The 24,464-nt window shown below is 34.1% G+C and carries 17 protein-coding genes, 1 tRNA gene and 1 pseudogene; 7 read left to right on the forward strand and 12 right to left on the reverse strand.

Annotation, left to right across the window (positions count from 1 at the left end):
* The first annotated feature begins 83 nt into the window (after nucleotides 1-83).
* The gene (locus ADIWIN_RS10155) at nucleotides 84-908 is read left to right on the forward strand and encodes a universal stress protein (protein WP_020894683.1); all 825 of its coding nucleotides are present in this window, start codon (nucleotides 84-86) and stop codon (nucleotides 906-908) included.
* A 225-nt stretch (nucleotides 909-1,133) separates the two neighbouring features.
* Here the strand turns inward: ADIWIN_RS10155 and ADIWIN_RS10160 are convergent.
* Nucleotides 1,134-1,210: transfer RNA gene (locus tag ADIWIN_RS10160), tRNA-Gln, on the reverse strand.
* Between the two features lie 150 nt (nucleotides 1,211-1,360).
* Here ADIWIN_RS10160 and ADIWIN_RS10165 point away from each other — a divergent pair.
* Together ADIWIN_RS10165 and ADIWIN_RS10170 are read left to right on the forward strand one after the other, a co-directional pair.
* Nucleotides 1,361-4,758: pseudogene (locus tag ADIWIN_RS10165) on the forward strand (glycosyltransferase family 117 protein).
* 6 nt (nucleotides 4,759-4,764) lie between these two features.
* Complete coding sequence (locus tag ADIWIN_RS10170) at nucleotides 4,765-5,445, forward strand: polysaccharide deacetylase family protein (RefSeq protein WP_020894686.1); 681 nt, start codon at nucleotides 4,765-4,767, stop codon at nucleotides 5,443-5,445.
* 37 nt (nucleotides 5,446-5,482) lie between these two features.
* Here ADIWIN_RS10170 and ADIWIN_RS10175 read toward each other — a convergent pair whose 3' ends face one another.
* Both ADIWIN_RS10175 and ADIWIN_RS10180 read right to left on the reverse strand, forming a co-directional pair.
* A complete protein-coding gene (locus tag ADIWIN_RS10175) occupies nucleotides 5,483-5,779 on the reverse strand; it encodes a thioredoxin family protein (protein ID WP_020894687.1) in 297 nt (98 codons plus the stop codon).
* A gap of 108 nt (nucleotides 5,780-5,887) precedes the next feature.
* Entirely contained in the window at nucleotides 5,888-7,117 is a 1,230-nt protein-coding gene (locus tag ADIWIN_RS10180; protein ID WP_020894688.1) for a metallophosphoesterase, read from the reverse strand.
* 316 nt (nucleotides 7,118-7,433) lie between these two features.
* On the opposite strand from ADIWIN_RS10180, the gene ADIWIN_RS10185 reads away from it, so the two are divergent.
* The gene (locus ADIWIN_RS10185; RefSeq protein WP_020894689.1) at nucleotides 7,434-8,444 is read left to right on the forward strand and encodes an isoaspartyl peptidase/L-asparaginase family protein; all 1,011 of its coding nucleotides are present in this window, start codon (nucleotides 7,434-7,436) and stop codon (nucleotides 8,442-8,444) included.
* On the opposite strand, the gene ADIWIN_RS10190 is transcribed toward ADIWIN_RS10185, so the two are convergent.
* Complete coding sequence (locus ADIWIN_RS10190) at nucleotides 8,441-9,853, reverse strand: aldehyde dehydrogenase family protein (protein WP_020894690.1); 1,413 nt, start codon at nucleotides 9,851-9,853, stop codon at nucleotides 8,441-8,443. The two genes, ADIWIN_RS10185 and ADIWIN_RS10190, sit on opposite strands and share 4 nt — an antisense overlap.
* Before the next feature lie 277 nt (nucleotides 9,854-10,130).
* Between ADIWIN_RS10190 and ADIWIN_RS10195 the strand changes: the two genes are divergently transcribed.
* On the forward strand, nucleotides 10,131-10,391 hold the full coding sequence (locus tag ADIWIN_RS10195; RefSeq protein ID WP_020894691.1) for a hypothetical protein: 261 nt from the start codon (nucleotides 10,131-10,133) through the stop codon (nucleotides 10,389-10,391).
* 85 nt (nucleotides 10,392-10,476) lie between these two features.
* Here the strand turns inward: ADIWIN_RS10195 and cphA are convergent, their stop codons facing one another.
* Nucleotides 10,477-13,119: a cyanophycin synthetase gene (cphA, locus tag ADIWIN_RS10200; protein WP_020894692.1), complete on the reverse strand. Its 2,643-nt coding sequence runs from the start codon at nucleotides 13,117-13,119 to the stop codon at nucleotides 10,477-10,479.
* A gap of 97 nt (nucleotides 13,120-13,216) precedes the next feature.
* Between cphA and ADIWIN_RS10205 the strand changes: the two genes are divergently transcribed.
* Nucleotides 13,217-14,080, forward strand: a complete 864-nt coding sequence (locus tag ADIWIN_RS10205; protein ID WP_020894693.1) for a cyanophycinase — start codon at nucleotides 13,217-13,219, stop codon at nucleotides 14,078-14,080.
* A gap of 519 nt (nucleotides 14,081-14,599) precedes the next feature.
* Here ADIWIN_RS10205 and ADIWIN_RS10210 read toward each other — a convergent pair.
* Complete coding sequence (locus ADIWIN_RS10210) at nucleotides 14,600-15,568, reverse strand: isoaspartyl peptidase/L-asparaginase family protein (protein WP_020894694.1); 969 nt, start codon at nucleotides 15,566-15,568, stop codon at nucleotides 14,600-14,602.
* Between the two features lie 290 nt (nucleotides 15,569-15,858).
* Here ADIWIN_RS10210 and polA point away from each other — a divergent pair, with 290 nt between their 5' ends.
* A complete protein-coding gene (gene polA, locus ADIWIN_RS10215) occupies nucleotides 15,859-18,711 on the forward strand; it encodes a DNA polymerase I (protein ID WP_020894695.1) in 2,853 nt (950 codons plus the stop codon).
* A gap of 82 nt (nucleotides 18,712-18,793) precedes the next feature.
* On the opposite strand, the gene ADIWIN_RS10220 is transcribed toward polA, so the two are convergent.
* From ADIWIN_RS10220 to ADIWIN_RS20855, 6 genes are all read right to left on the reverse strand, one after another.
* Nucleotides 18,794-19,510: an HNH endonuclease gene (locus tag ADIWIN_RS10220; protein ID WP_020894696.1), complete on the reverse strand. Its 717-nt coding sequence runs from the start codon at nucleotides 19,508-19,510 to the stop codon at nucleotides 18,794-18,796.
* 15 nt (nucleotides 19,511-19,525) lie between these two features.
* Entirely contained in the window at nucleotides 19,526-21,313 is a 1,788-nt protein-coding gene (locus tag ADIWIN_RS10225; protein WP_235047086.1) for a response regulator receiver domain, read from the reverse strand.
* Nucleotides 21,255-21,458 carry an ATP-binding protein gene (locus tag ADIWIN_RS22185; RefSeq protein WP_020894698.1) on the reverse strand — a complete coding sequence of 68 codons (204 nt, stop codon included), beginning with the start codon at nucleotides 21,456-21,458 and terminating at the stop codon, nucleotides 21,255-21,257. The genes ADIWIN_RS10225 and ADIWIN_RS22185 overlap by 59 nt, the downstream gene beginning before the upstream one ends.
* Before the next feature lie 85 nt (nucleotides 21,459-21,543).
* Nucleotides 21,544-22,581, reverse strand: a complete 1,038-nt coding sequence (locus ADIWIN_RS20050; RefSeq protein ID WP_020894699.1) for a hypothetical protein — start codon at nucleotides 22,579-22,581, stop codon at nucleotides 21,544-21,546.
* Nucleotides 22,582-22,604: 23 nt separating this feature from the next.
* Nucleotides 22,605-24,125: an ATP-binding protein gene (locus tag ADIWIN_RS20055; protein WP_020894700.1), complete on the reverse strand. Its 1,521-nt coding sequence runs from the start codon at nucleotides 24,123-24,125 to the stop codon at nucleotides 22,605-22,607.
* Nucleotides 24,118-24,450, reverse strand: coding sequence for a DNA cytosine methyltransferase (locus tag ADIWIN_RS20855; protein ID WP_020894701.1), 333 nt, complete (start codon nucleotides 24,448-24,450; stop codon nucleotides 24,118-24,120). The genes ADIWIN_RS20055 and ADIWIN_RS20855 overlap by 8 nt, the downstream gene beginning before the upstream one ends.
* Between the last annotated feature and the right edge of the window lie 14 nt (nucleotides 24,451-24,464).

Consider the following 24,464-nt stretch of genomic DNA (forward strand, 5'->3'; position numbering starts at 1 on the left):
ACGCATTTTATATTAAATCACCCAAGCTATGTTATATGGATTTATTTCCTTAAATTTAGAAAGACTAACAGAAACCAATAAATATGAATAGAATACTCGTTCCAACAGATTTCTCTGAGCAAGCAGAAAATGCACTAAAAGTAGCGGCTATGCTTGCTAAAGCTCACAATGCAGAGATCTATTTATTACATATGATGGAGATTCCTATGCAACAAACTGATCCCGGTCATGCTCAAAGTGATATTCCTGAAACTTTATTTTTTATGAAGTTAGCACGAAAAAGATTTGAAAATCTAATGGCACAAGATTATTTAGAAAATATTCCTGTTCACGAAACCGTAAAAGCAGATATCACTTTTAATGAAATTAAAAATTCTTGTAAAGAATATAATATTGATCTAATTGTTATGGGATCTCATGGAGCTACAGGAATGAAAGAAATGTTTGTAGGTTCTAATGCCGAAAAAGTAGTTCGTTCTTCTGATGTACCTGTATTGGTCATAAAAAACGAACACAAAAATTTTAATGTATCTGATTTTGTATTTGCGTCAGATTTTAAAAATGATAATAAAGAAACTTATAAGCAAGCCGTTAAATTTGCGCAAGCTTTCGGATCAAAAATTCATTTATTATTGGTTATTACCTCTAGCAATTTTATGACATCCTATGAAGCAAAATCTAGAATTAATGATTTTATTTCGGGACAAGCATTTGACAATTATACCATTACCATACACAATGATAATACAGTTGAGCAAGGCATCCTAAATGTTTCTAAAGATTTAAATGCAGACCTTATTGGTATTAGCACACATGGCAGACAAGGTATCGCACATTTTTTTAATGGCAGTATTAGTGAAGATTTGGTAAACCATGCAAAGCGACCTGTTATTACTTTTAAGATATAAACAAACGTGGAATGCTACAATCTAACAAACTGAACAAAAAAACACATTTAGCTTCAGTTACTATTCTAAAAACAAAAAAACCTAATCAGTATTGATTAGGTTTTTTTTGTTTTGGTTACTTATTAGGCTTTGCTTAGACTACACTAAACACCTACTTATAAACGTGTTAAATTAGGATTTAAATAAAAAAAATCCTAATTCGAAAACGAATTAGGATTTAAACTTTGGTTGGCCTACTAGGTTTCGAACCTAGACTCTTCTGTACCAAAAACAGATGTGTTAGCCAGTTACACCATAGGCCAATCTCTCATTTTGAGGGTGCAAATTTAATACAAAGTTTTACTTTAGCAAAAAAAACAAGAAAATTTTTAAAAATACTTAACGTTACCTTAAAAATGAGCACGTTTAGGTAATAATTAGTAAATTCGCCAGCATTAATAAGCAAAGATTTCATGAAAGATTTTAACTTTAAAAAGTGGAATAACATCTTAGGATGGTCTGTTTTTACCATAGCAGTTGTAGTTTACGGACTTACTATAGAACCAACCGTTAGTTTTTGGGATGCAGGGGAGTATATTTTAACCTCATCTAAATTACAAGTAGGACATCCACCAGGAGCACCATTATTTCAAATGTTTGGAGCTTTTTTCTCCATGTTTGCTCTAGAACCTTCGCAGATTGGAGCCATAATGAACATGATGAGTGGTGTTGCAAGTGCATTTACCATTCTTTTTATGTTTTGGACAATTACTCTATTGCTTGTAAAACTTACCAAATACAACGAAGACAAAAACACGAGCAAAGCTTATGCTATTTTAGGAAGTGCTTTAGTAGGCAGTTTAGCTTTTACCTTTACCGATTCGTTTTGGTTTAATGCTGTAGAAACAGAAGTGTATGCTATGGCAACCTTAATAATGGCAGTTTTATTCTATTTAGGATTACGCTGGGAACAAGACATGAATGAGCCACGAGGTAACCGTTGGTTAATCCTAATTGCTTTTGTTATTGGTTTATCCTTTGGAGTTCATTTTATGGGATTATTAACTATTCCTGCAATTGGTCTGCTTTATTATTTTAAGAATTATAAAACTATTACGGTTAAGAATTTCATTATTGCAAATATTGCCTCAGCCGCAATTCTACTTTTTATATTTAAATTACTATTGCCTTCAACCCTAAAGCTTTTTGGTTATTTAGAAGTGTTTTTTGTAAATTCTATAGGATTACCGTTTAATTCCGGAACTATTATTACCGGTTTAATGGTTATCGCCTTATTTTATTTTGGTCTGAATTACACGCGTAAAAAAGGCATGAAGCATACCAACACATTAGTGTTATGTCTAATGTTTATTTTTATAGGTTTCTCATCTTGGATGATGCTTCCTATTCGTGCGAATGCCCAGGTTGTTATTAATGAAAATAACCCTTCGGATGCTAGAGAACTTTTAGCGTATTACAACTTAGAACAATATCCTGAAACGCATTTATTCTATGGCCCATTTTTTACAGAAGTATATTCTGGTGCAGATAAAGATGAACCATTTATTGATGATAAAAAGAATTATGAACGCGATGATGAAGCTGGCAAATACGTTATTATAAACGATTGGGAGAAAAGCAAGCAGAATTACAATCATGAACATGCGTCTGTATTGCCACGTATGTGGAGCTCAGAGCATGCTGAAAACTACATGATGTTTACCGGATTAATAGACTTTAAAGTTGATCCAAGTTTACAAACACGCGCATACAATGAAGCACTTAATGCAGGTTTAACAGAAGAGCAATCTGCACAATATGCCCTTGGTGAAAAGCAACAATTTGACCAACTAGTCAACGAATTTAGAAGAAGTGTTGCTAATGGAGAAGTAGACTATAACGGTTATAATCAATTTTTAAAGCGTTATGGCCAACAGTATCTGATTATAGAGAAACCTACCTTTATGGACAATATTATGTACATGTTCCAATACCAATTTGGTTATATGTACTGGCGTTATTTTATGTGGAATTTTACGGGACGACAAGATGACATCCAAGGAAGATACACTCATAAAAACGGAAATTGGATTTCAGGAATTAACCTTATAGACTCAATGCACTTAGGTGTATCTCAAGATAATTTACCAACTGATGTTTTAGACAATAAAGCCAGAAACACCTATTACTTCTTACCCTTATTATTAGGATTAGCAGGTTTCTTTTCTTAATGTATTCGGATTTAAAGCGTTTTTGGGTACTATTAGTATTCTTTTTGCTGACAGGTTTAGCCATTCAGTTTTACACTAATGTAAGACCTTTTGAACCTAGAGAACGTGATTATTCTGTTGTAGGCTCGTTTTATGTTTTTGCTATCTGGATTGGTTTTGGAGTGTACGCTATTTATGATCTCTTACAATCGCGCATAAAAACAAAACTTTTAGCTCCTGTAGTAACATTAGCTTGTCTTATAATTGTCCCTGGCGTTTTAGCAGCAAACAATTGGGACGATCATGATCGTTCTGGTAAGTACACCACAAACTCTATGGCTCGTAAATATTTAGAGTCTTGCGCACCAAACGCTATTCTATTTACCATTGGAGACAACGATACCTTCCCTTTGTGGTATTTGCAAGAGATAGAAGGTGTGCGTACAGACGTGCGTGTTGTTAATACTAGTTTGTTTCAAACAGATTGGTACATTGACCAAATGAAACGTAAAGCTTACGAAAGTGATCCGATTCCTTCACAGCTTACACACAATCAATATAGAGGTGGTACGAGAGATGTTATTATTAGAAGAGAAATCACTAAAGATACGTTACCTATTAAGGATTTTATGGATTTCGTTTCCAGTGAAAGACCTGACACCAAATTTAAGTATGTAGCAGAAAAACAAGGTGAAGATTCTAGTCAGTACCCAAAGCATTTATTGAATTCTAATTATTTCCCTACACGCAGTATCAGTATTCCTGTGAATAAGGAAATGGTTCTAAAAAATGGAGTTGTAAAGCAAAAAGATGCCGATAAAATAGAAGATAACCTCTACACTCAAATTGAAGGTAGTTATATCTATAAAAACCGTCTTTTAATGTTAGATATCATTGCTAACAATAATTGGGAGCGTCCTATTTATTTTACCGGAGGAGCATTTGGATCGGAAGACTACATTTGGCTAAAAGATTATTTACAGCTCGATGGCATGTGCTACAAATTAGTACCAATTAAAACAGCCGTAAATAAGGCAAATCCTTATGATATGGGACGTGTTGATCCAGATCTTATGTACGATATGGTTAAGAACTGGGAATGGGGAGGCAGTGGAGAAGACATGTACTACGATATTGAAACCAGAAGAAATGGGATTACTTATAGAGGTAATTTAGCACGTTTAATAGAGCAACTTATCAATGATAAAAAACTAGATAAAGCTGAAGAAATAGCAGATATCGCTATGGCGAAAATGCCAGTAGATAAATTTGGTTTTTACTCGTTATTGGAACCGTATGTTAGTGCGTATTACGAAATAGGAAACGTTGAAAAAGGCCGTGCCCTATACAAAGATGTTGCGAAGAAGTACCAAGAAAATTTAGTGTACTATAGTAGCCTTTCAATAGAGAATCAAGATCGTATGGTTGGTGAGGATATTTACTTAGATATACAGCGTTACAGAGCATTGATTGATCTTTTAGTCATCTACAACGATGAAGAATTTGCTTTACAAGAAACAAAAACATTTAATAGTTATTTGAGCTTGTTTGATGAACTTATGAATCGTTATAGTCAAGATGAGTTACCAGAAATACCAACTGATTTAGATTTTAATGAAGCTATTAAGGATACTATAGACCGAATAGCACCAGAGAATTAATAAGGTATGCAGATTATTCCAGCTAAAACGCCAGACTTTGTAAAAACAGTGTTCCCTAATTTTATCTGGAATATCAATACCAAAAGTAAAGAACTCTATTTAACCTTTGATGACGGCCCAACTCCTGAGGTTACGGATTGGGTACTTTCAACGTTAAATGATTACAACGCAAAAGCTACTTTTTTTTGCATTGGTAATAATATTGAAAAATATCCTGAGATCTTTCAAACTATTATTAATGAAGGCCATGCTATCGGTAATCATACTTACAATCATTTAAAAGGCTGGAAATATAAAGCCAAGGATTATCTCGATGATGTTGAAAAAACACAAGATCTTATAAATTCCAAATTCCAAAAATATCACACCGAGCGCAGTCAAAGTGCCTGTGATAACAATTCTAGTTTGAAATTATTCCGTCCTCCCTACGGCAAGTTTAAATCTAAGCAAAGCAAACAACTTCAAGAATTAGGTTATAAGATTGTTTTATGGGATGTTTTACCCTATGATTGGGATAATTCAGTAACTGAAGGTACGTGTCTTAACAATGTAACTTCTACTGCTGAGGAAGGAAGTATTATTGTATTTCATGATAGCATAAAAGCCGCCCGAAACTTAAAATATGTGCTCCCTAAAGTTTTAGAATATTACAGTAAGAGAGGTTTTGAATTTAAAAGTATAAATTAACATCTATTAGATTCTAATTAAAAATACAAAGAAGCACTTAGATATACTCTTGAATAATATTAATCAAAGTATTAGCATCTTGCTCTCCGCTATGACGCCATTTCATTTCCCCATTTTTATAGATAATTAAGGTTGGCAAACCTTTAACGCGTAATGCTTCTGCGAGTTCTTTGTTTTTCTCTACATCAATCTTAATCACTTTAGCTTTATCGCCTAATGCAGCCGCAACATCTCTAAGTATAGGATGCATAGCTATAGATTGATCTTCTCGGTCGGTGTAAAAATCCAGAAGTACTGGAATTTCAACATCTATTAATTCCCCAAATTTTGACATATGTTTTAGTTTTAGTCAAATATATAAGTACTTCAAACTTGCCTTCGTTTAATCCGTATCCACTGCAAGTAAGATACTCATATCATAAAAATAAGCAATTCTTTACAATTACGCACTTTTCGACCCCTTTTTGAGTTCAATCACTGTAATTTCTGGCCAAATACCAACGCGTCCAGGATATCCTAAATAGCCAAAACCTCTATTTACATTGATGTGCTGACCTAACTCTGTATAGATTCCGGCCCATTGCTTATAACGCCATTTTGCAGGACTCCATTTTATCCAACCCGGAATTTCAATCCCAAATTGCATACCATGTGTGTGTCCACTCAATGTTAAATGATAGTGATAAGGGTCCTTTAGTACCTTTGCTTCCCAATGACTAGGATCGTGTGTCATTAATATTTTAAAATCATCTGCCTGAATTTGAGATGCGGCTTTACCTAAGTCTCCTACTTTTATAAAACCTCCCTTTCCCCAATTCTCTACTCCAACTAATGCTATGCGTTCGCCATTCTTTTCAATGTAGCGACTTTCATTTAATAATAAATCGAATCCTATATCTTTTTGAATCACTTTTAAATCTTTAAGATTTTGTGCTTTTTCTTCAGGTGAATTCCAATCGACATAATCTCCATAATCATGATTTCCTAAAACAGAAAATTTACCATCCTTAGCTTTCAATCTTCCGAAGGTCTCCAACCAAGGCAACATTTCAGAGGCTTTATTATTCACCATATCACCTGTAAATAATAACACATCAGAGTTTTGTTCATTGATTAAATCTACAGCATATTCAACCTTTTCACGATTATCAAAACTACCAGAATGAATATCACTAATTTGAGTTATTCTATAACCATCAAAAGCTTTTGGCAAGTCTTCATAATACAATGTATACTTAAGGACTCTAAAGTTATATTTACCTTGGAACATACCATAAAGTAGGGATGAAAACGGAATTGCCGCTAAACCTAAGGCAACTTGACTCACAAATTTTCGACGTGACGGCACATAAAATGTATCGTTTTTAGTAACAAACTTATCATATAAACCAATGATGCCTCTAATAAAATCTTCACCTATTAAAAACGGCAACAGCACCATATTAAAAGCCATAAACGCCAATAAAAATCCGAAGGCAAAACTTTTACCTGTTGTTAATACACGACCTTCACTAGCCATTGCAAACTGGTAAATAAAATTACCAACAACAAGAATTGCAATACCAAAGAACAGATAATAAACCCAAGTTTGTTTAGTTACAGTCCTTACAGCTTGAAAACCATAAAGAGTAAGTATGACAAATAAAATAGCAAATAGTAGCCAACGAATCATTTTGTATTTTTTGAGTTTACAAATTTAATAGATATGACGAGCGACTTATCTTATGAAAGTGTTAAAGGTTTTTCTTTAAGGACTTTAAACTCATCTAAACTTTGCTATTTTAAATTTACACTAACAAGATCTATAATGCAAAAAGGAATATTGTAAGAACGTTCTTGGCCTGTATTTTACTATATTAGATGTATTGAAATAAGATTTTTTTTGATGAACTTTAAACTAAACGCCTTTTTATATGCTTTTATTTTTGTAATAGTTTGCTATAGTTATAACTTTTGGTATGGTAACAGGAATTCTAAAAGATTAAAATATGAAGCGTAGAAAGTTTATAAAAACAGCGTCTATAACTAGTGTTGGTTTAGCTGTAGGAGGTTCATTGATGAGTTGTAACGAAGCAATTTCTAAAGAATCAACAGAACTAAACAAAGTTGTTATTACTGATGTAAAAGGACTACCACTGGTCGTTGCTACATGGCATGTTAAAGCTGCTACTGCCAAAGCAATGGAAATTCTCCAAGGCGGAGGAAACGCTCTAGATGCTGTAGAACAAGGTTGCAGAGCTGAAGAAGCCAATGAAAAAAATCAAACCGTTGCCAAAGGTGGCTTACCCGATAGAGATGGTAACGTTACTTTAGATGCCTCTATAATGGATAAGCATGGTAATTGTGGCTCGGTGGTGTACCTTCAAAATATTACACATGCCGTTTCAGTTGCGAGAAAGGTGATGGAAGACACTCCACACGTCATGCTTGCGGGTGAAGGAGCCAAACAATTTGCCATTTCAAAAGGTTTTGAACCCGAAGACTTATTAACGGAAGCTTCAAAAAAAGCGTGGGAAAAATGGAAAATTGAAGCCAAATACAAACCCATAATTAACATAGAAAACCACGATACTATAGGAATGCTTGCCATGGATAAAAATGGAGATATTTCTGGTGCTTGTACAACTAGTGGTTTAGCCTATAAGCTCGAAGGACGAGTTGGTGATTCTGCTATTATTGGCTCCGGATTATTTATAGATAATGACATTGGAGGTTGCGTAGCCACAGGATTAGGAGAAGAGGTTGTAAAAACTGTTGGCAGCTTTTTAGTTGTGGAATTAATGCGACAAGGCAAATCACCTCAACAAGCTTGTGAAGAAGCGATTGGCAGAATTGTAAATAAACCTAATAGTAATTTTAAGGACTTCCAAGTGGGTTATGTTGCCGTTAATAAAAAAGGCGAAACGGGATGCTACTCAATTCACCAGTGGTTTAGCATCACCAAATTTCAAGATGGAAAAAACGAGCAAATTCAATCGGATTATTTTAATAAAGCCTAAAACCACTTTATAGTCAGTTGCGCCAACTTCTCCTTAAACCCAGTATAAGGCGGAAACAACAACTCCGTAACTCCAAACGTATGTTGTTTCATTACAGATCGTGCATTACTAAACGCTTGAAATCCATAGAATCCATGGCTTTTACCAATACCACTATTATTAACCCCTCCAAAAGGTAGATTGTGGTTGGTATAATGCAGTACACTATTATTAATACAGGTTCCTCCTGCTCTAGAGTTATTTAAAATCTTATTAATATTGGCCTTATTTTTACTATAGATATACAGCGCTAATGGTCTTGGTTTTGAGTTAACATAAGCAATTGCCATATCTAAACTTTCATAAGTTACAATCGGCAAAATAGGTCCGAATATTTCATCCTCCAGCAATTGCGCTTCTGGTTTTAAATCTGAAATTATAGTCGGTTCTATATATTTTGAATCACTATCAGTTTCTCCACCCACTTCAAATTTAGCATCTAATTTTTTTGCATTTTCGAGATGAGAACTTAAACGCTCAAAATGTTTATCAGTAACTATTCTACCATAAGAATCTGATGCTTTTGGATTATCGTTGTAAAACGTTTGGAGCCATTTTTTACAAGCGTCTATAAATTGAGTTTTTACGCTTTCATCAATCAACACATAATCTGGTGACACGCAAATTTGACCACAGTTTAAAAACTTAGCCCACATGATTTTCTTTGCGGCTTTGTCAATATTTGCTGTTTTATCAATTAGGGTTGGCGACTTACCTCCCAATTCTAAGGTTACAGAAGCCAAATGTTCGGATGCGGCTTTCATTACAACCTTACCAACATTTGGAGAGCCTGTAAAAAAGATATGATTAAAAGGTAATTTTAATAATTGGGTAGAGACTTCAACTTCACCTTGTATTACTGCAACTTCATCTTCAGAAAATAGATCCGCAATAATTTTAGCCATGAGTTCTGACGCATTAGGCGTCATCTCAGAAGGCTTAATAATAACGGTATTTCCTGCTGCAATAGCCGAAACTAATGGTCCAAAGGTGAGATTGAAAGGGAAATTCCATGGCGAAATAATTAAACACACTCCTTTAGGTTCGTATTTTATATAAGAACTAGAACCCAACATCGCTATTGGTGTGTCTACCGTTTGTTTTCGTATCCATTTGTGCAAATTCTGCTTAGCAAATTTTATATCTCCAATAATAGCATAAATTTCTGTGAGCTCTGTTTCTACAACTGGCTTTCCTAAATCTTTTTGCAAGGCCACCTGAATTTGAGTTCTATAAGTAACCTCAATTGCTTGCTGAAGTTTATTTAAAATTTTGAGTCGTTCTTTATAAGTACGATTACCTACGGCATACTGATTTATGCTTTGTTTCGAAAACAATTCATAATATGGACTACTACTAAAATCATTCATAATTAATTGTCTATTTATAGGTGCTTCAAGCTCATTTTAAGCACTTCATCGATCTTTTTTAGCTAGAAGTGTTTTTCATCTAACAAATCACATCGTTTAACTTAAAACGCAACGCATTTAAAGGGACACAAGCGCACATAGTGTATTTCATCGATATTTTTTACGAGCGTTTTCCACTTAACAGTTTATCGACCTATTTCATCTAAAAATTTCAATCACACTAAATATGTTGCGTTTCTTTGACTCGAAGTTAAAACAAATATAGCTTCCTACGATTATGAAAAAAGGTTTATTCATCATATTATTTTTAACAATGTCTCTAACAAGTTTTGCACAACAAGATGTAAAAGCTAATAACGAAACTACAATTGTTGAAACTACTAAAACTGAAAAGCCTGAAACTAATGAAGCTGCTATTTCTCCTGAAATTAAAGCTAAGGTTTTAAAAATGAATCGTAAAAAGAATAACGAAATCATCAGTATCAAAGCTTTCAGAAAAAGTCTTCAAATTAGAGTAAAGACTGTAAAGCTTTGTTAATACATAACAAAAAACGCTATTAACCATATTAAAAAAGCCGAGACTCACGTTTCGGCTTTTTTATGTTTATATCATTACTAATGAATTAATCTGCATAGTTTAATTCACCATTCGCTTCTTGCTCTTTAAATTTCTTTACCAATTCTAAAGCATCAGGTATCACATCACTACATAATATAATCAATGAACCTTTGACTGCGTTTCTAACGGCAAATTTAATCGCTTCTTTTTCTGATGGAATTATAGTCGTTTTCTTATTAGGATCTCGTTGCTTAATCCCATCATCTAGCATCTTAATTAATTCTTGCTCTGTTTTACCTCTTAAACGTTTATCTTGTCTAATAATAATTTCATCAAACATGTCGGCTGCAATCGCTCCCATTTCATTATTATCTTCTACACGTCTGTCTCCAATACCTGCAATGATGCCAACTTTTACGGTGGCTTCTAGTTCATTTGTAAACGCTTGCAAGGCTCTCATTCCTGCAGGATTGTGCGCGTAATCTAAAAGAATAGTAAAATCTTTAAATTCAAATAAATTTAAGCGTCCAGGTGTTTGTGAAGCCGAAGGAATAAACGTTTCCAAGCCAGCTTTCATATCTTCAATACTAATACCTTGTACATGTGCCCCTAAAACTGCTGCTAGCACGTTCTGAATCATGAATTTTGCTTTCCCACCATAAGTCAACGGAATATTTTCAGCCTTCATTAAGCGCATTTTCCATTCTCCTCTACAAATAGTAACATAGCCATTTTCATAAACTGCAGTAATACCATTTAAGCGCTGTAAAGCTTTAATATGAGGATTATTCTCATCCATAGAAAATAAAGCGACATTACAATCTAAACTACGTCGCATATCGTAAACCAAATCGTCATCAGCATTTAAAATCGCATAGCCATCTGGTAAAACCGTTTCTGGCACTACTCCTTTTACTTTTGCTAATTGCTCAATAGTGTGAATTCCTTTTAAACCTAAATGATCTGCAGCCACATTAGTTACAATAGCGACATCACATTTTTTAAAGCCCAAACCTGCCCTAAGCAAACCACCGCGTGCACATTCTAAAACGGCAAAATTCACTGTAGGATCTTTCAACACAAATTCTGCACTTGCAGGACCTGTACAATCACCCGTCATTAATAAGCGATTCTGAATATAAACACCATCACTAGTGGTATAACCCACGCGATAGCCATTCATTTTGGCAATATGAGCCATTAATCTAGACGTCGTTGTTTTTCCGTTAGTTCCTGTAATGGCAATAATAGGAATACGACCTGTGTCTCCCTTGTTTGGAAATAATTTATCAATTACTGGAGCGGCTACATTTCTTGGCAATCCGGATGTTGGTGCTAAGTGCATTCTAAATCCAGGACCAGCATTTACTTCTAACACCGCTCCACCTGTTTCGGATAAAGGCTGTGAAATATCAGTGGTCATAATATCAATTCCACAGATATCTAAATCAATAATTTTAGAAATGCGCTCTGCCATACTCACGTTTGCAGGATGTATAATATCCGTAATATCTTCAGCGGTTCCTCCTGTACTTAAATTGGCGGTGTCTTTTAATATTAAACGTTCACCTTCTGCAATAATAGATTCTAAAGTATAACCAGCATCTTTTATAATGGTTAGTGTTAATTCGTTCGTAGTGATTTTTGTCAATACATTTTCATGACCAAATCCACGACGTGGATCGCTATTCACTTTATCTATTAATTCTTGAACTGTAGATTTTCCATCTCCAATCACATGTGCAGGAGTCCTAATCGCCCCAGCGACCAATCTATTATTAATAACTAATAATCTATAATCTTGACCGACAATAAACTTTTCAACGATAATCGCTCCACTTTTAGAACTTTCTTTTGCATGGTAAAAAGCCGCTAGTGCATCCTCATAATTTTGAATATCAACAGTAATCCCACGACCATGATTACCATCAATGGGCTTAATTACCAAAGGATAACCAACATAATCACAAGCCTCTTGTAAACTGCGTTCACGACGAATAATATCTCCACGTGGCACTTCAACCTCAGCTTGCTCTAATAAAAATTTAGTATCTTCTTTATCACAGGCCAATTCTACACCTATACTACTCGTTTCAGAAGTAACCGTTGCTTGAATTCGTTTCTGATTCGCACCGTAACCCAACTGACAAAGCGAATATTTATTTAGTCGTATCCAAGGAATACCTCGCGCTTCCGCTTCTTCAACAATAGACCCTGTACTTGGTCCTAAACGATCGGCTTCACGCAATTCTCTCATTTCCTGAATATCATCAGTCATATCGTAATCCTCTCCAGCGATTAAAGCTTCACAAATTCTTACGGCGGACTTCGCAGCAAACCGTCCAACAGATTCTTCCATATAAGAAAAAACCACACTATAAACGCCATGCTCTCCGTAACCTCTAGTTCTTCCAAAGCCCGTATCCATTCCTGCAAGGGTCTGAATCTCTAAAGCAATATGCTCTATAATATGACCCATCCAGGTGCCTTCATCAACACGCATAAAAAAACCACCTTCGCAACCTTCAGAACAGCGGTGCGAATACATTGTAGGAAACATAGTTTTTAATCGCTCCGGGAAACCTTCAATTTTATTAGAAGGTAATTCTTCCATCTCTTCAAGATCGAGAACCATTACAATTAATTTATGTCGTCTTACAGACCAGTAATTAGGTCCTCTCATCGCATTAATTTCGCGTATTTTCATGTTCGTTGGTTTGTTTTAGTTATTGAAAGATTCTAAATATAGTATTTTTCACTAAAAAAATTGGCTTATTTTTGCCCAATATTTTTAGATACAAATTATGCAGAAGATAAAGGGAACTTTAATACCTATTGGAGGAAATGAAGATAAAGGGATTGAAGAAAGCGAAATCTATACACTAGAGTTTATTGACGAAGGTATTTTGTACCACGTTGTTAAAGAAGCTGGAGGGGTTGACGCCAAAATTGTGGTGATACCAACAGCATCTAGTATTCCTGTTGAAGTTGGCGAAAATTATTTAACCGCATTTACGACTTTAGGTTGTAAAAACGTTACCGTTTTAGACATTCGTTCTAAAGAAGATTCTGAAACGGAACATGCTATTGAACTTATAAAAAGTGCGAACTGCGTTATGTTTTCTGGTGGTGATCAATCTAAGATTACCGATAAAATTGGCGGGACTATAATACACACCATTCTGGCGGAACGCTTCGTTAATGAAGCTGGTTTTGTTATTGCGGGCACAAGTGCTGGCGCCATGGCAATGGCTAATGAAATGATTGCTGGCGGAAGTGCTTCGGAATCGTTTATTAAAGGTGCTGTGAATATGTATAAAGGTTTAGGCTTGATCCCTGAATTGATTATAGACACCCATTTTATTCGTCGTGGTCGCTTTGGAAGACAATCGGAAGCTGTTGCAAAATTCCCGAATCTTATTGGGTTTGGACTCGCTGAAGATACAGGCATGATTATTAAAAACGGAAATGATTGTACTGTAATCGGCTCTGGAATGGTCATTGTTTTTGACGGAAGCACGTTAACACATAATAATGAAAAAATATTAGAAGAAGGGACGCCGATGACTATGGCAAACCTTACCATTCATGTATTATCGAATGGTGATGAGTACAGTATTAAAACTCGAAAAGTAAAAGTGTTGCCTATTGAAGCTCCTTTTATCTAACACACACACATCCCTTTGAAAAAAGGGATCTCATTACTATATACTAGATCTTACTGAGTTGTAAAAACGTTTTGCATAATTATACTTTGCGTCTTAGCGTCTTTGCGAGAACATTTCACAGAGATAAACAGAGATTTCACAGAGATACACAAAGAGAAAGATCTCAACATAAAACAAACTTCACAAACCTTTTAGACAATCACACTTTGCGCCTTAGCTCCTTTGCGAGAATATAACACAGAGATAAACAGAGGTTTCACAGAGATACGCAGAGAGAAAGACCTCAACAAAAACAAATTAACAAATAACTAAATATCAATTTTCAAAAACCTGTTGAACAACCAAACTTTCCTCCTTTGCGTCTTTGCGTCTTTGCGTCTTTGCGAGAAAACCATACAGATATCATTAACTTACCCAAATACCCATTGGAAGCAATATCTTAATCGTTTTCAACTCTGAAACTTTGAAACTTTGAAACTTTGAGACTTTGAAACCTTGAGACTTTAAAACCTCACAAACCTATCCATAAATAGAAACATCATCAATCCCATTCGAAGATTTCTGCCCTCTGTACATTCCTTCAGTATTAAATGGCATCGCAATGTTTCCGTTAGTATCCACAGCAATTAAGCCACCATCTCCACCAATGTCTAGAATACGTTTATGAATGACTTCACTTGAAGCGTCTTTTACCGACATGCCTTTGTGCTCCATTAAACAAGCCACATCATAAGCCACAACTCCTCTAATAAAAAACTCACCGCTTCCGGTGCAACTGATGGCGCAAGTTTTATTGTTGGCATAATTCCCAGCTCCTATCATTGGCGAATCACCAACACGCCCCCATTTTTTATTGGTCATACCACCAGTAGATGTTGCTGCAGCAATATTGCCATCTTGGTCGCAGGCTACCGCGCCAACGGTTCCGAATTTAGAATCTTTCTGACTTCGACTACGCTCAGCCACCGATTTTTCATTTTTATCTGATGCATGATCTAACTGAAAACTATCGGTATCCTTAATGTCTAACCATTGTTTATGCCTGAATTCATCATAAAAATAAGACGCATCTTTCAACTTATAATTGAGTTCTTTCGCAAACTGCATCGCTCCGTCTCCCGCTAAAAACACATGTTCACTTTTTTCCATCACGTCTCTCGAAAGCTTCACCGGGTTTTTTATACCTGTAATTAAACTCACCGCACCGGCATTTAACGTTTTGCCATCCATAATAGAGGCATCCATTTCATGTGTTTCTGTAGCCGTAAATACAGCTCCTTTTCCGGCATTAAATAAAGGTGAATCTTCTAAGACGCTCACCGCTTCTTCAACCGCATCAACAGCCGTTTTACCATCTTCTAAAAGCGCATAACCAGCATCTAAAGCATTTTGTAATGCTAATTTATATTGGGCTTCTAACTCTGGAGTCATCATCCCTTTTACTAAAGTACCTGCCCCTCCGTGAATGGCGATTGAAAATGTTTTCATTTGTCTAAATTATGTGTTTCAAAGATACATCTAGAATCATAAAAACAGAGACCTTTTAAGGTTTTAAAACATTGAAATGTACTTAAAAAAACAAATACGGAGTATCTCTGAAGTATCCATAAAGGCATATCTATTAATGACCCGTTCTAAAATAACTATACAGGTTATTGAATAAATCTTGATATAATTATGCAAATCCCTTTTCCAAATTAATGGAAGTGAAGCACCCAAAAGACATATTCGATATGATAACTTTTTCGTAGCTTTGATCTCCTTACAAAAACAATCCAATGTCAGACCAAAAACGCCTATTTCTCGTTGATGCTTACGCCCTTATTTTTCGTGGGTATTACGCTTTTATAAAAAACCCAAGAATCAATTCAAAAGGGGAAGATACTTCTGCCATTATGGGCTTTATGAATTCCCTTTTAGATGTGATTAAACGCGAACGACCAGATCATTTAGCCGTTTGTTTTGATAAAGGAGGTAGCGCAGACCGTGTGGAAATGTTCGAAGCTTACAAAGCCAACAGAGACGCAACACCAGAAGGCATTAAAACGGCCATTCCTCATATTTGTAATATTCTTGAAGCCATGCACATTCCAATTATGGTAAAAGAAGGATACGAGGCTGATGATGTCATTGGTACCTTAGCTAAAAAAGCTGAAAAAGAAGGTTATAAAACCTTTATGGTGACTCCAGATAAGGATTTTGCACAACTCGTTTCTGAAAACATATTTATGTACCGACCAGTTTTTGGTGGTGGTTACGAAACTTGGGGAATCCCAGAAGTCCAAAAGAAATTTGAAGTTACAGATCCATTACAAGTCATTGACTTTTTAGGGATGATGGGAGATGCCTCTGATAATATTCCTGGATTGCCTGGTGTTGGTGAAAAAACAGCTAAGAAATTTTTAGCGGCTTACGGCAGTATGGAAAACCTTTTTGCGAATTCGCATGAGCTAAAAGGGAAAATGAAGGAGAAAATTGAAGCCAATCAAGAACTCGGTTTGTTATCAAAGCAATTGGCGACCATTATGCTCGACGTGCCTGTAGAGTTTAATGCTGAAGATTTTGAAATGTCAGAACCCGATATTCCAAAAGTGACTGAAATTTTCCAAGAGTTAGAATTTAGACGTTTAATTGATAATTTTAATAAAACCTTTACTGCTGAAGCCATGCAGTCTGCCGGAACTTCTACTCCAACTTCAGATAAAAAGGAAGCACCGAAAACCACTCCTACGGAAGAAAAATCAGCAGGAGCTGGTCAATTCTCTTTATTTGGAGGTGGTGAACCATCAACCACTGAAACTATTTCACAAAATACTAGAAAAACCTCAGCCACTTATTCACATTTTTATCAAAGCGTCGCACCTGGTATGGCAACCAAATTGTTTGTCAAAAATCTAATGAGCCAAACCTCAGTGTGTTTTGATACGGAAACGACTGGACTAAATCCATTAACCGCAGAACTCGTTGGCATCGCCTTTTCATGGGAAGTCGGCAAAGGATTCTATGTGCCATTTCCAGAAGATAAAACAGAAGCACAAGAACTTATAGAAACCTTTAGACCTTTTTTTGAAGACGAGAACATCGAAAAAATCGGTCAGAATTTAAAATACGACATCAAGGTTTTAGCCAAATACAATATTGAGGTAAAAGGCAAACTTTTCGATACCATGTTAGCGCATTATTTGATCAATGCAGACATGCGTCACAATATGGATGTCTTAGCTGAAACCTATTTAAACTACACCCCAATTTCTATCACAGAACTCATTGGTAAAAAAGGAAAGAATCAATTATCTATGCGCGATGTGCCCTTAGAAAAGCTCACCGAATACGCCGTTGAAGATGCTGATATTACCTTACAATTAAAAGAACATTTCACAACCGAATTAGGAGAAGCTAATACCCAAAAATTATTCGATGAGATTGAAATTCCGTTACTACGTGTGTTAGCAGCTATGGAATTAGAAGGTATTAATCTCGATAAAGACTTTCTATACTCTTTATCTGAAGATTTGAATAACGACATCGCAACACTCGAACAAGAAATTTATGCCACAGCAGGCGAGGAATTCAACATTGCCTCTCCAAAACAGTTAGGTATTGTGTTGTTCGAAAACATGAAATTGGTCGATAAACCAAAGAAAACCAAAACAGGTCAATATGCAACTGGCGAAGATATCTTATCCTATTTAGCAAAAGACCATGATATCATTCAGAAAATATTAGATTTTAGAGGCCTTTCAAAATTAAAGAGCACCTATGTAGATGCCTTGCCTTTACAAGTAGAATCATCCACAGGTCGTGTGCATACTGATTATATGCAAACCGTTGCAGCAACTGGGCGTTTAAGTAGTAACAATCCTAATTTACAAAATATTCCAATTCGTACCGAACGTGGTCGTCAAGTACGAAAAGCCTTTGTACCAAGAAACGAAGACTACACCTTACTGGCTGCCGATTATTCGCAAATAGAATTACGAATCATTGCCGCATTAAGTGAAGAAGAAACCATGATTGAAGCCTTTAAAAATGGCGAAGATATTCATGCTTCAACCGCATCCAAAGTATTTAACGTGCCATTGACTGAAGTCACCAGAGAACAACGTAGCAATGCTAAAACCGTTAATTTCGGAATCATCTATGGGGTGTCTGCCTTCGGATTAAGTAACCAAACCGATTTATCACGTGGTGAAGCCAAAGAACTTATTGACACCTATTACGAAACCTATCCAAAATTAAAAGCCTACATGAGTAAGCAAGTCGATTTTGCAAGAGATCATGGCTATGTGCAAACCGTTTTGGGCCGTCGTCGTTATTTAAAAGACATCAACTCGCGTAACGCTGTGGTGAGAGGTGCTGCAGAACGAAATGCTGTTAACGCACCCATACAAGGAAGCGCTGCCGATATTATTAAAATTGCGATGATTAATATTTATAACAAGCTAGAAGCCGGACACTATAAATCGAAGATGCTCTTACAAGTACATGATGAATTGGTCTTTGACATCTACAAGCCAGAACTCGAAGAACTCACTACCTTAATTAAAACCGAAATGGAAAGTGCATTTATTATGGATGTGCCTTTAGATGTTGAGGTGGATACAGGTTTGAATTGGTTGGAGGCGCATTAGGATGAACAAAATGATGTTAGTGGGAGTAAGTTACAAAAAGACTCTCTTTAAGTAAATTTATTAACATCTTTTTAAGCTATGCCTATTTTCTAAAAACACAGTCTCTATGGTATTCTAAATAAGGCTTATGCTCTTCATTAAGTTCAATTTTCATATCTGAATTTATTCCTAGATCCAATGGGTTGTTAAACAAAGTAGACGTAATAATTGTTCCATCACTTTTAAATGTAATTAAACCGTTATCAAATACTTTGTCAATGTTTGGGATCAGAAGCAGCCCATTGAATACATCTAATTTTTCAAAGTTATTAGATTTTCTCCATGGTTTTATATGCGAAGCTATAAGAAGTGGAACTTCTGGATATTTAGTAACCGAACAACATCTCCAATATTCAATCAGTCTTTTACGATATTTTCCTTGTCCAATTCTACTTAAAATTAAATTTTGTTTTTCAGTTTCTGAATCTTGCGACTGATTATAAATGTTTATAATGTCATCTGTAATAGACTCAGATTTATAGGTATCATTTAAAAACTCAATATATAAATCAAAAGCCCGACTATACATGTTATTACCCTTGATATTCTTTTGTAATAATTTTGAGTTTTCAAAATATAACTCTTTAAGTTTTCTTGATTCACTAGGACTGTCTATTAAAAACAGATCTGTTTGACTTATATCGTTTTTCTTTAAATGATTACTGAGCGTTGTTATTACTTTAACATACTTATCCGGAGCAGATATTTGTGTGTGGTTTTTTGTAAGCCAAGATTTGAATATAAGTTCTTTAATAATCAAAATATAGGTTTCTAATTATGATAAATGAGGAAGATCAATTCCGACTCTGTAACCTTGGCCAAAGGAATTATTTGAAATTCGCTGAGCATAATTCTCTTTTAAACTACATACAAACTCAAGATCATATGTTATACCCGAATATGAAATTGATTTATCATTAGATTCATTCATTTTATTAGGAATATGTGAAGTAAAAGGTTTGCACGCCCATTCTATTGCTTCTGTTTTTTTACCATTTGAGATGAAAGTATAAAAACCTTGTTCAGCATTTTTTAAAGCTACAGCTAGCTTTGTTATAGAATCAGTTTTTTTTATAAAACTAAACTCATTATTGATTTTACTTGGTGTAAAACAGTCGCAATGTGGTGTTATACATAAAAAATATTCATTACCAGATTTAAAAACATCTCCAAATCCTAACTTTTTATTGGTCTTATTCGCTAAATGAACACAAGAAACCATAGATGCGTATTTAGCAAGTGAAATCTCAAGTTCACTACCTTCTTTTGGTATATATATAGAAAGCTCTTTTTCAATTAGTTTAAAAGAATCTAAATTAAGGTCTAAATTTTTTTGAAGTAACTCGTGAATCCAAGATCGTACAACAAAATTCTTGAAAGATGTCTTTTGAAATACTTCAACACCATCCTCTGCGTCTTTCTTATAGTAATTTTTCCCATGATGCAAAAATGCATTTTTTTCGATAGTATTGAATTTAGTGCCAATTTTAGAGAAATCTTCTCTAAATTTATCTTTTAACTCAATACTTATTAAATTAATAATACTATGAGGATTATTAGTGATACTTTGACTAAACACATCAAATAGTTTATCTGGTTTTACTCCGCCAGTTCTATCTTCTTTATGAAGAATAAGCACTACTGTACCGTTTATAGAATAACATAAACGTTCGATATTTATTCTTTCATTTTTAAAAATTAATTTGCTTCTCCTATCTTTTGATAAACAAATATTACTCAACAATAATACTGCATCTTCTATCGATTCGACATTATTAAAATATTTCATCCCAGAAATAATTTTCTTTGGAAATTTTTCAAGGTGTTTAGTTTCAATTTCTAAAAAAGAATAGAATGAATCTAAAATCTCTTTTCTAATGTCATTTCTTCTCGATGGAAATAATATATATTCATGAAATCTATTAATTTGTGTATCATCTTCAAAATAATTATATATTTCTTCACAATTAGTAGACATACGCGAAAATTTCGCTTTAAACTCCTCAATCATTATTTCAAAGTCCTCAGAATTATGTGCGTTGAAATTATTTAACAGAACCTTAGATACATCAGATAAATCTTCTCTATTTGTATAAATAACAATAAATGGAACTATATTATTCTCAAATATATCTTTTATAATAGTTAGAGTATAATCATATTTCGTTTCACCAGCTCCAGGTTTGGAATTTAACTCCCAATCTTGAATTAATAAATCTTTATTATGTAACAAATACTTATGTTTTTCCCATTCTACATTATCAGTAAATTGGTAAATATCTAAATCACAATGACCATCCTTTCTAAAAGAATAGAAAAGTTCTTTAGGATCATCAAAATTTAAACCTTCAGTAGCAAGAGAATAAGGTGCAGCATATGCATCATCAATACAAATAGCACTTCTAATAGAACTCTGAATTATTCCTTTAGCAACATCATCTGTTCCTTCAAGTATTTCTACAGTTTTAACTGAAACTTTATTTTCTTTTTCCAAATCTTCCATTTTACTTGAGCTTAGAAATAACGAAGCACGCTCCTGCCAACTTATTATATTCTTTTTCATTTGTTGCATAAATGTCATAACCTATAGCATTCAGGTTCTTCTTAGCTAGGTATAACCCAATGCCTCTTCCATCTCTTTTTCTTGTATAAAACAATGTGAATATATCATCTAATTGAGAGTCATCAATACGCTCACCAGAATTCATTATTCTTATTTCATGATTAATAAGTTCAATTTTAATTTTCTATCGGAGGCTGGTATTAGCCAATAATTGGCATTATTGATTAAATTTAAAAAACTGGTTTTACAATGGAATCAAATGAGAAAAATTCATACTCTCTAAAAGGATCATTTACAATAAATTCTATTTTATATCTTTTGAATTCGTTTTCAAAAAATTCTCGAATGTATTTTTCTATTTGATAACCTGTTATTACTTCTCTAGTTCTTCTACTTGTTCTATATAAGGGTTTTAATAACTTATAATTTCCTTCAAGATGCTGAAAAGCATTTTCTAATTGCTTAAAACTAAATTCTATTCCTGGATTCTGTCGAGAATATGTTTTAATTTCATTTACTGCATCGTTCATTTGAGAATACATCACATTAAATTGATGATCAATTATTTCAATAGCCATTCCTAATTGAGCTAATTCCTCGTAATCACCAAGTCTTTTCTCTAAATTTTCATTCTGTTCTTGATACCATCCTCTTAGAAAATCATCGTCAACATCAATTTGCAAATTTGATATATGCTTAATAAAACCTTCAAAAGAATTCTCTATTTCTTTTTTATGCTCTTCTATTAAGCTAGAAAGACCAATGATTTTTGAAGATATGTCTTTTTTAGAATCGGATTCTGTAACCTTATGTGGTTCCGATTGATTTATGAAAGAATCAGTTTGAGTTTCTTTTTCTTCTCCTAATAGATCATTTATTCTATTAAATGAAGTTTTTGAGACTGATTGGAAATCAGAAAACTGTTTCTCTATATATTTAATGTGAGATCTAAATTTATCATTAAATTCGAGTTTGAGGTTTTCTAAATTTATTCGCTCTCTAGTTTTATCAACTAAGGCAACTATATCACGGACTTTTGAATCAGCCGCAAAATACTTTTTTTGATAACTTGTATATTCTTCTTCTTGTTTTTTTGTAATACGTACTGCCTGAGGCTTTTGTATTCTTATTTCTCTTAACTTACTTTTTTTGAAATCTAATTTATCTAAAAGTTTATTATAGTCATTATAATTGATTTCGATTTGATCAGCCTCTTTTTTTAATTCTACTTCTAAAAGATTAATTTCAGTACTTAATCCATCTATCAATAACTTACTTTCTTTTAAGTTTTCTAAAAAAGCCTTTTTGTTTTTGAATTTTTACGCTTTGCAGCTGTAAGCTGCCTGTCATATTTAGCTTGGATTTCTTTTAATTGAGTTCCTCTAAATGTATCATACTTACCTTCATCTTTAGAATAACGCATATATCGCTTAGCGATATCAACAAAAAACTCAACTAAATCATCTTTAAATTCTCTAAATGCTTTGTTTTGAATAAATCCTTCACGCCCAGCTTTATCTATAAGACTAGTATTCCTTTCTCGAGATAAATCTATATATCCAATAAATCTTCTGTGACTAAAAAAATACTGTCCTGCACTCAATGATCTTCTCTTTTCAAACTCTAAAAAGTCATACTCAGTTCTGCCGTATGGTAATACTCTAAAATCATCTCTATATATATATAAACCCCCAAACGATTCTAATTTAGAATTTATATTATTATACTCTTCTTTATTTAAAGTTGAGCTTTTCTGTTCTCCTTCAAACGCTCCCCATTCAATTACAAAAGGTCCATATCCTGTTTTTCCAGGTGGTCGATTAGGTTTGAAAGTGTACTTCTCCCTTTTATCAAAAACTTTGATTTCCCCAGAGAAAAATCCGTTTTCATCAAATTCTCCCTTTAACCAATGATCTGCATTACGCATCTCATCTTGAGTAAAAAAATCATCTATTAAGTTATATTTACCAGACGCATCATATATAAAGAATCTAGTTTCAAAATCTTTTCTAGTTGTCTTTAAATCATTGTGTAAGCCACTTAGTGATGTCCTTAAATAAGTTAATGAATCATCTTTTTTAAGAGCTATTCGATCCTTATCAGATAATTCTAATAATTGATCATGTGGTGTGAAAATTATAAATGATGTACCATGGGAATCTTCTTCACAATATTTTTCAATTACTTCTTCTTTTATAAAATTAGGAATTTTTAACGACGCTAAATCGTTATGTATAGCATTTCGAAGTTGAGATTGTTCTCCCCATTTTTTCTCGTCAAGGTTAGATTGAAATTCTGTTTTCGCTGATTCAATATACTCTTTAAATAAATCAACACTATCAAAGGAAAACAAAGGAATATTTAAATCTTCAAGGAAAAAATCATAATTATCTAGAACACGCCAATCTATTAAAAAAGCATTTGCTTTTTCTCCCTTTTGCTTGGAAATCATTAACATTTGAGACCCTAAATAGGAAACCGAAAGGCGACCTATTCCTTTTTCTCCCATTGGAATCCTCCGGTTAAGATCAAACTGCGGATTTATTTTCCCCCCTCTTGCTTTAGAGTCCGTACCTAGTACAAACCACTTATTTAATATATCATCTTCAGACATACCAAAACCATCATCTGATAGTAAAAAAACTGGCTTACTATTATCCTTATATGTGTCTAGAAATAATTTACACTCTAAGTTTTCAGCATATGCATCATAGCCATTTTTCCATAATTCTGAAATTGCAGTTGGTAAATCTGCTATTTGTCCTTTCCCTAATAATTCAATCGCTCTCGCTTTTGCTCTGAATTTAGCCATTTATATGGTTTTTAGTTATTGCTAATCCTATTCGCTTAGCATACTCAGGTGGGACAGCATTTCCAATTAGTCTAGCTATTGAAGCATGGCTTGTTCCTATAAATTTATAATCTTTGGGAAAAGACTGTAAAGTTGCACCCTCCCTAATTGATAACGCTCTATTTTCTTCTGGATGAACAAAACGTCCATTAGAAACACTAAAAAATTTAGTGGTAATTGTTGGTGATGGTTTATCCCACCATAATCTTCCAAATGTATCTTTATGAGAAGAATCTCTTCCTATAAAGCAGTTTAATTGTAATTCAGGGTCATTTGCGAAAATCAACCTATTTCCTCCAT

Origin of the sequence: Winogradskyella psychrotolerans RS-3 (genome assembly GCF_000427335.1) — a bacterium.
GTDB classification, from domain to species: Bacteria; Bacteroidota; Bacteroidia; order Flavobacteriales; family Flavobacteriaceae; genus Winogradskyella; species Winogradskyella psychrotolerans.